The organism is Streptomyces sp. NPDC048506 (assembly GCF_040651315.1).
GTDB lineage: Bacteria > Actinomycetota > Actinomycetes > Streptomycetales > Streptomycetaceae > Streptomyces.
The window spans coordinates 146,310-154,223 of sequence record NZ_JBEZIX010000019.1; the positions used below are offsets into that span (position 1 = coordinate 146,310).

Sequence of the window (7,914 nt, forward strand, 5' to 3'; positions counted from 1 at the left end):
ATGCCTTCCCTGCCCTCGTTCTCGAAGGCGGCCACCCCACCGCCGCCCATGCCGCCCAAGCCGACCTGGGACCCCCGTCCGGTCAACGTCCGACCGTTCCCGTGGCTGCGCCCCACGATCCGGATACGGCTGACGCTGCTGTACGGCGGCATGTTCCTGATGGCCGGCATCGTGCTGCTGACGATCATCTACATGCTCGCCGCGGACGCGCTGCACGACGGCAGTGCGCTGCCGCTGAGGATCATCGTCGGCAAGGTGGAGTCCACGACCTGTGACCTGCCCGCGCAGACGTCCGGTGAGCTCCTCCAGGAGGCCGTCAACCACTGTCTCCAGCAGCAGCGCGCAGACGCCCTCAACAGCCTGCTGAACCGCTCCCTGCTGGCGCTGCTCGGCCTGACCATCGTGGCCTTCGCCTTCGGCTACGCCATGGCGGGCCGGGTGCTGGCGCCGCTGGGGCGGATCACCCGCACCGCGCAGCGGGTGGCCGGCTCCGACCTGCACCGCCGGATCGAGCTGGGTGGGCCGGACGACGAGCTCAAGGAGCTGGCGGACACCTTCGACGAGATGCTGGACCGCCTCGACCGGGCCTTCGAGTCGCAGCGGCGGTTCGTCGCCAACGCGTCGCACGAGCTGCGCACGCCGCTGGCGATCAACCGCACCCTGCTGGAGGTCCAGCTCGCCGACCCGGAGGCGACCCCTGAGCTCCAGCAGCTCGGCAAGACGCTGCTGGCCACGAACGAGCGGAGCGAGCAGCTGGTGGAGGGCCTGCTGCTGCTCGCCCGCAGCGAGAACAAGGTCGTGGACAAGCGGCCGGTCGATCTGTCCGAGGTCGCGGCCCAGGCCGTCGACCAGTCCCGGGAGGAGGCCCATGCCAAGGGCGTGGAGCTGCGCGGGGTGCGCCAGCAGGTCTTCGTACAGGGCAACGGCGTCCTGCTGGAGCGCATCGCGCTGAACCTCGTCCAGAACGCGGTGCGCTACAACGTGCCCGAAGACGGCTGGGTGGAGGTCACCACGGAGCCGCAGCCCGGCTGTGCGGTCCTGGTGGTCGCCAACACCGGACCGGTGGTCCCCGCCTACGAGGTGGAGAACCTCTTCGAGCCGTTCCGGCGGCTGCGGACGGAGCGGACCGGCAGCGACAAGGGCGTCGGCCTGGGGCTGTCCATCGTGCGCTCGGTGGTGCGTGCGCACGACGGCACGATCACGGCCGAGCCCCGTGAGGGTGGCGGCCTGGTGATGCGGGTCGTCCTGCCGTTCTGACCTGCGGCGCCAGCAGGGGCGACAGGGCGGTTGTACGGCCGCTGGAGGCGGTGGGCACCCCCGTCGGCAGTCGTCGGACATCTGTGCGTACGATCGCCCGTCACGCGGCCGTACACCGTCCCACCTCCCGGCTTGACGAAACGGGGGGTGGGCGGGGATCCTTCGCCGAGTTCGCTTTGCGCTGAATTGCACCGGTCCGACCGCCGGTGTTCGCGTGTGTGATCGCTCACAGACGCGAAATTCCAGCCATCTACGCTCCGTGATCGAATTGCTTGGTGGAATGCCGGGGAAGTCCGGGTTTTCGGAGGGCCGGATCACGGGAAGTACAGGTGATGGGCTGCGCGAGGTGCGACATTCGGACCGTGTACGGTCCTGATCGCCATCCAAACCGATCACCTCTTCAGGGGTGCGGTTGGGTGTCGATTGAGTAACAGACCTTGATGTGAGGCAAAATCTCCGCCTCAGGTCGGGCACAAGTCCGGCCTCTCACGCGTTACGAGCGCTGAGACACCGCAGACACCCAGAGGGGGAGAGCGAAAATGGCTACGGATTACGACACCCCACGCAAGACCGACGACGACCTCAACGAGGACAGCATTGAAGAGCTGAAGTCGCGGCGGAACGACAAGTCCGCCTCGGCCGTCGACGTCGACGAGTTCGAGCAGGCCGAGGGCTTGGAGCTGCCCGGTGCCGACCTGTCCAACGAAGAGCTCGCAGTGCGCGTGCTGCCCAAGCAGCAGGACGAGTTCACGTGCATGAGCTGCTTCCTGGTCCACCACCGCAGCCAGCTCGCCGCGGAGGACAAGAACGGCAACCCGATCTGCCGCGACTGCGCGGCCTGACCGGTCTACGCCGTGGCAGGCGTGAACCCGTTCCGTAAGGGCCCCAAGGGCGTCCGAGGCCCGGCGGCCGGCGCACGATCACGCGAGGAAACCGCGCCCGTGCCCGCCGACCCGACCGCCCTTCCCGCGGAATGGGCGACCGGTGCCCGGCAGGCGCGGGGCCGTCGGGCCTCGCTTCCGGCCGCGCTCGCCGGAGCCGGACGGGTGCCACGGGCCGGAACCGGAAGAGGTCACCGGGTGCGGGCGGCGCTCAGCGCGATCGCCGACCGGATCATCGTGACCGCCCCGCGGATCCCGGTCCGCGACCTCGCCACGTTGCGCGCCCAGTTCCCCGGACTGACCCCCGAGGACCTGGCCGACAAGCTGGTCGCGGGGGCCTGCGCGGGGACCGCCGCCGTCGGAGCGGGCGTGGGCGCGGCGGCGATGCTGCCCGTACCGCCCGCCATGCCGGCCGAGCTGACCGCCGAGGTCACCGGCGTGGCCTCGGTGGAGATCAAACTCATCGCCGAACTGCACGAGGTCTACGGGCTGCGCCCCGTGGGCAACCGGTGGCAGCGTGCGATGGCCTACGTGGCGTCCTGGACGCAGGAGCGGGGCATCGACATCGCCAAGCCGGCCTCGTTGAACGTCGCGCTCGGCGGGGAGATGAAGCGCGAACTGCGCCAGCAGATCATGAAGCGCACACTGCGCAATCTGCCCAACCTCGCCCCGTTCCTGATCGGCGCCGCGGTCGGCGCGTTCATGAACCGCCGGGACACCAGAAAACTTGCGGAAAAAATCCGCCGGGACCTGCGGGCGAAGCAGGTCCCCTGGGACGCCCTCCCCGGGCCCACCGACTGAATACCGGCCCCGCGGGGCCGCCGGTCGGCCGCGGGCCCTCGGTCAGCCGCGTGCCGCGGCCAGTGCCGCCACCAGCCGCTCGGGCTGCCGCGTCGAGAGGTAGGCGTAGGGCGTCGGATCGTCCGGATCCGTGATCTCCACCCGTACCGCGGTGCGGACGTAGCTGCGCAGCAGCATGAACGCGCGGGCGTCGGCCTTGTACGTGCGCCACGCCATCGCCTCGTCGGCGTCCAGCGCCCGTGCCTCGCCCAGCGCCGTCGCCGGGATCTTCGCGTCGCCGGCGATCAGCGCACCGCCCACCACCCGGATCCGCACCGAGCCGTACGAGCTCACCGCCACCGCGGACAGCGCCGCGCCGCCGATCAGCCCGCCGAGCATCGGGAGCGTCCCCACGGGGAGCAGCATCAGGGCGCAGGCGACGCCGATCAGCGCGGCGATCACCCACCAGGAGCGGGGGGCGGTGAGACGTTCCTCGTACGACTGCATGGCTCCAGCTTGGCACGGCGGCGCGGGGCCCCTGCCCGCGCGGGTAGGGTCTGCACTCGTGAGTGGAACTGACGAACCCAGGGCGCGGCTGACGCCACCGGCGGACGCCGTCGCTCCGGTCCGGCACGCCGAGGCGCCGGCGCCCGGAGAACTCCTCGGCGCGCACTACGACCGCTGTTTCGGCTGCGGCACGGGGCAGCCGCACGGCCTGCACCTGGAGGCGCGGGCCGGTGACGGCGTGAGCGTACAGGCCGAGTTCACCGTCAAGGAGGCCCACCAGGGTGCGCCCGGCCTGGCGCACGGCGGAGTGCTGGCCACCGCGCTGGACGAGACGCTCGGCTCGCTGAACTGGCTGCTGCGGGTGATCGCGGTGACCGGCCGGCTGGAGACCGACTTCGTACGGCCGGTGCCGCTGGGCACGGTGCTGCACCTGGACGCGCGGGTCACCGCGGTGCACGGCCGCAAGATCTACTCGACCGCCGTGGGCCGGATAGGCGCCCCGGACGGCCCGGTCGCGGTGCGTGCCGAGGCCGTCTTCATCGAGGTGAAGGTCGACCACTTCATCGACAACGGAAGGACCGAGGAGATCCAGGCGGCGATGGCCGACCCGGACCAGGTCAAGCGCGCGCGTGCCTTCGAGGTGAACCCGTGAGTCAGGTACGGAATCCGGTGGATGTGCTGTTGCGGCGGCTGGACCCGGAGGTGCCCGTTCCGTCGTACGGGCACCCGGGCGACGCGGGGGTGGATCTGGTGACCACCGAGGCCGCCGAGCTGGCGCCGGGGGAGCGCACGGTGCTGCCCACCGGTGTGTCGATCGCGCTGCCTGATGGGTATGCGGCATTTGTGCACCCGCGGTCCGGCCTGGCAGCGCGGTGCGGACTGGCGCTGGTGAATGCCCCCGGGACGGTGGATGCCGGGTACCGTGGAGAGATCAAGGTGATCGTGGTCAATCTGGACCCGCGCGAGAGCGTGCGGTTCGAAAGGTTCGACCGGATCGCCCAACTGGTCGTCCAGCAGGTCGAGAAGGTGCGCTTCCACGAGGTGGCGGAACTTCCCGGCTCGGCGCGGGCCGAGGGGGGATTCGGTTCCACCGGCGGTCATGCGGCGGTGGACGGCTCCACGGGCGGGAATGAATACGCAGCGGTCGGTGCCGACCGGGAAGGACAGTGACGTGTTCGGACGTCGCAAGAAGAACGAGGCTCCTGAAGAGTCGGCCAAGGACACCACGCTCGCCGACGCGCAAGCGGTGGGTGACGCCGACGAGGACGAGGCGGCGCAGCAGCGGCTCAGTCTTCCGCCCGCGCCCCGCCCCGACGGCCCCTGGGACGTCTCCGAGGTGTCGAACCCGGGCGAGGGACGCGTGGACCTCGGCGGTCTGTTCGTGCCCGGTGTCGAGGGCATGGAGCTGAGGGTGGAGGTCGCCGGCGACGCGATCGTCGCGGCGACGGTGGTGCTCCAGGACAGCGCCGTACAGCTACAGGGCTTCGCCGCCCCCCGGAACGAGGGGATCTGGGCGGAGGTCCGTGAGGAGATCGCGGGCGGCATCACCCAGCAGGGCGGTGTCGTGGACGTGGTCGAGGGACCGCTGGGCTGGGAGCTGCGCGCCCAGGTGCCGGTACAGCTGCCGGACGGCACCAACGGTGTGCAGGTCGTGCGCTTCGTCGGCGTCGACGGGCCGCGGTGGTTCCTGCGCGGAGTCATCTCCGGGCAGGGCGCGGTGCAGCCGCAGGCGGCCGGCGTGCTGGAGCACATCTTCCGGGACACGGTCATCGTCCGCGGCGAAGGACCGATGGCGCCGCGCGACCCGATCGTCCTGAAGCTGCCGGACGACGCCCAGATGGTGCCGGACGGCGTGCAGCAGCAGCCGGCCGAGCAGTCCCGCTTCGGCGGCGGCGTGGAGCGCCTGGAGCGCGGACCGGAGATCACCGAGATCCACTGACCCCCACCGCAAGTGGGCCGGCGCGAAGAGGCGCCCAGGTCGGCCGGATCGTAGCGCTCACGAGGGCCCGTACCCCTGTCAAGGGGGTGCGGGCCCTCGGCGTTTGTGCAGGTCACAGAGAGACGCGTATGGGTTCCGTCAATGGGGCGCTAATGGCCGTAAGGGAGGCGTCAACACGGTTCAAGCCGTGGCGGAAGGACGCTTTGCTTTGGTGGTCCTCATTTCCCCGTCCCTCTAGGAGCACACGATGGCCGACGTGGCCTTCGTCGTCGCCACGATCGCGGTCTTCGCGCTGGTGGCCCTCGTCGCCAAGGGGGTGACGAAGCTGTGACCATCGAGAACATCGTCGGCCTGATCGTTGCCGTCGCCCTGCTGGGATACCTGGTCCTTGCCCTCGTCTTCCCGGAGAGGTTCTGAGCACGACCATGAGCCCCGTCCTCGCAGGCGTGCTCCAGCTGATAGCGCTCATCGCGGCGCTGGCCCTGGCGTACCGCCCCCTCGGCGACTATATGGCCGCCGTCTACAGTTCGCCCAAGCACCTCCGCATCGAGAAGGTTATCTACCGCTGCATCGGCGCCAATGCGGACGCCGAGATGCGCTGGCCCGCGTATCTGCGCGGTGTCCTGGCGTTCTCCGCGGTGGGTGTGCTCTTCCTGTACCTGCTTCAGCGCGTCCAGGGCGGCCTGCCGCTGTCCCTCGGCTTCGCGTCGATCAGCCCGGACCAGGCGTTCAACACCGCGGCGTCCTTCGTCTCCAACACCAACTGGCAGTCCTACAGCGGCGAGCAGGCCATGGGCCACGTCGTCCAGACCGCCGGCCTCGCGGTGCAGAACTTCGTCTCCGCCGCCACCGGCATGGCCGTCGCCGTCGCCCTGGTCCGGGGATTCGCCCGGTCGCGCACCGGTGAGCTCGGCAACTTCTGGGCCGACCTGGTCCGCGGCACGATCCGGGTGCTCGTCCCGCTCGCCGTCATCGGCGCCCTCGTCCTGGTCGCCTGCGGGGCCGTCCAGAACTTCTCCGGCATCCACGAGGTCGGCCAGTTCATGGGGGGCCACCAGCAGACCAACGGTGGTGCGATCGCCTCCCAGGAGGTCATCAAGGAGCTGGGCACCAACGGTGGCGGTTACTTCAACGCCAACTCCGCCCACCCCTTCGAGAACCCCAACGCCTTCACCAACCTCTTCGAGATCTTCCTGATCCTCGTCATCCCGTTCGCGCTGACCCGCACCTTCGGCAAGCTCGTGGGGAACGTGAAGCAGGGCTACGCGATCCTCGCCACGATGGGCATCATCTGGCTCGGCTTCACCGCCCTGATGATGTGGACCGAGTTCGCGCACGGCGGGCCGGCCCTTCAGGCCGCGGGCGCCGCCATGGAGGGCAAGGAGACCCGCTTCGGCGTCGGCTCCTCCGCGATCTTCTCGGTGTCCACCACGCTCACCTCGACCGGTGCGGTGGACTCCTTCCACTCCTCCTTCACCGCGTTCGGCGGCGGCATCCAGCTGCTCGGCATGATGCTCGGTGAGATCGCACCCGGCGGTGTGGGCTCCGGCCTCTACGGCATGCTGGTCATGGCGATCATCGCGGTGTTCATCGCCGGTCTGATGGTGGGCCGTACGCCCGAGTACCTCGGGAAGAAGATCGGCACCCGCGAGATCAAGCTCGCCGCCTGCTACATCCTCATCACCCCGACGCTGGTGCTCGGCTTCTCCGCCGTCTCCATGGTCCTGCCGGACGCGCTGGGCTCGATGCTCAACACCAAGGCGCTGGGCGCCGGTGCGCACGGCTTCTCCGAAGTGCTGTACGCGTTCACCTCCGGCGGCAACAACAACGGTTCGGCCTTCGCCGGCCTGAACGCCAACACGCCCTGGTACAACACCACGATCGGTCTGGCCATGCTGCTCGGCCGCTTCCTGCCGATGGTGTTCGTGCTCGCCCTGGCCGGCTCGCTCGCCGAGCAGAAGCCGATCCCGGAGACCGCGGGCACCCTCCGTACCGAGAAGCCGCTCTTCGCCGGGCTGCTGGTCGGCACGATCCTGATCATCACCGGTCTGACGTACTTCCCGGCGCTGGCCCTCGGGCCGCTGGCGGAGGGCCTGTCATGACCGCCCCCGTGAAACCAGAGGAGCCGGGCTCCATGGCCTCCAGCTCGACAGCAACTCCGACCCGCGCTCCGCACCAGGACGTCCCCAGCGGGCACAAGCCCGGCGACGGCCGCGTGGGCGGCGGTCTCTTCGACCCCAAGCAACTGGTCAAGTCCTTCCCGGACGCGATACGCAAGCTCGACCCGCGGGTGATGGTCAAGTCCCCCGTGATGTTCGTGGTCGAGGTCGGCTCCGTGCTGACCACGATCTTCGCCTTCAAGTCCCCCTCGGACTGGTTCGGTTGGGCGATCGCGGCCTGGCTGTGGCTGACCGTCGTCTTCGCCAACCTGGCGGAGGCGGTCGCCGAGGGGCGCGGCAAGGCGCAGGCCGACACCCTGCGCAAGGCCAAGACCGACACCGTGGCGCGCCGGCTCAACGGCGACACCGAGGAGCAGGTGCCCGGCACCGA

General features: G+C 70.0%; 9 protein-coding genes and 1 pseudogene. 9 read left to right on the forward strand and 1 reads right to left on the reverse strand.

The genetic code is table 11. The features are described 5' to 3' along the window. The 3 genes from AB0C96_RS17950 to AB0C96_RS17960 all read left to right on the forward strand — a co-directional run bounded on the left by AB0C96_RS17950 (window position 1) and on the right by AB0C96_RS17960 (window position 2,939). A complete protein-coding gene (locus tag AB0C96_RS17950) occupies window positions 1-1,257 on the forward strand; it encodes a HAMP domain-containing sensor histidine kinase (protein ID WP_362918468.1) in 1,257 nt (418 codons plus the stop codon). A 539-nt stretch (window positions 1,258-1,796) separates the two neighbouring features. Then, on the forward strand, window positions 1,797-2,099 hold the full coding sequence (locus AB0C96_RS17955; RefSeq protein ID WP_016575747.1) for a DUF4193 domain-containing protein: 303 nt from the start codon (window positions 1,797-1,799) through the stop codon (window positions 2,097-2,099). A 99-nt stretch (window positions 2,100-2,198) separates the two neighbouring features. After that, window positions 2,199-2,939 carry a hypothetical protein gene (locus tag AB0C96_RS17960; protein WP_362918470.1) on the forward strand — a complete coding sequence of 247 codons (741 nt, stop codon included), beginning with the start codon at window positions 2,199-2,201 and terminating at the stop codon, window positions 2,937-2,939. 42 nt (window positions 2,940-2,981) lie between these two features. Here the strand turns inward: AB0C96_RS17960 and AB0C96_RS17965 are convergent, their stop codons facing one another. Further along, entirely contained in the window at window positions 2,982-3,425 is a 444-nt protein-coding gene (locus tag AB0C96_RS17965) for a DUF3093 domain-containing protein (protein WP_362918472.1), read from the reverse strand. A gap of 58 nt (window positions 3,426-3,483) precedes the next feature. Between AB0C96_RS17965 and AB0C96_RS17970 the strand changes: the two genes are divergently transcribed. From AB0C96_RS17970 to AB0C96_RS17995, 6 genes and pseudogenes are all read left to right on the forward strand, one after another. Further along, window positions 3,484-4,077, forward strand: coding sequence for a PaaI family thioesterase (locus AB0C96_RS17970; protein WP_362918474.1), 594 nt, complete (start codon window positions 3,484-3,486; stop codon window positions 4,075-4,077). Beyond that, the gene (gene dut, locus AB0C96_RS17975; protein WP_362918476.1) at window positions 4,074-4,595 is read left to right on the forward strand and encodes a dUTP diphosphatase; all 522 of its coding nucleotides are present in this window, start codon (window positions 4,074-4,076) and stop codon (window positions 4,593-4,595) included. The genes AB0C96_RS17970 and dut overlap by 4 nt, the downstream gene beginning before the upstream one ends. A gap of 1 nt (window position 4,596) precedes the next feature. Further along, complete coding sequence (locus AB0C96_RS17980) at window positions 4,597-5,364, forward strand: DUF3710 domain-containing protein (RefSeq protein WP_362918477.1); 768 nt, start codon at window positions 4,597-4,599, stop codon at window positions 5,362-5,364. Window positions 5,365-5,691: 327 nt separating this feature from the next. Beyond that, window positions 5,692-5,781, forward strand: a complete 90-nt coding sequence (kdpF, locus tag AB0C96_RS17985; protein WP_016575741.1) for a K(+)-transporting ATPase subunit F — start codon at window positions 5,692-5,694, stop codon at window positions 5,779-5,781. Window positions 5,782-5,789: 8 nt separating this feature from the next. Then, window positions 5,790-7,466 (forward strand): potassium-transporting ATPase subunit KdpA, encoded by a 1,677-nt coding sequence (gene kdpA, locus AB0C96_RS17990; RefSeq protein WP_362918480.1) that lies wholly within the window; start codon window positions 5,790-5,792, stop codon window positions 7,464-7,466. Further along, window positions 7,463-7,914, forward strand: a pseudogene (locus AB0C96_RS17995) (potassium-transporting ATPase subunit B); the annotation flags it as partial. The gene kdpA and the pseudogene AB0C96_RS17995, both read left to right, overlap by 4 nt.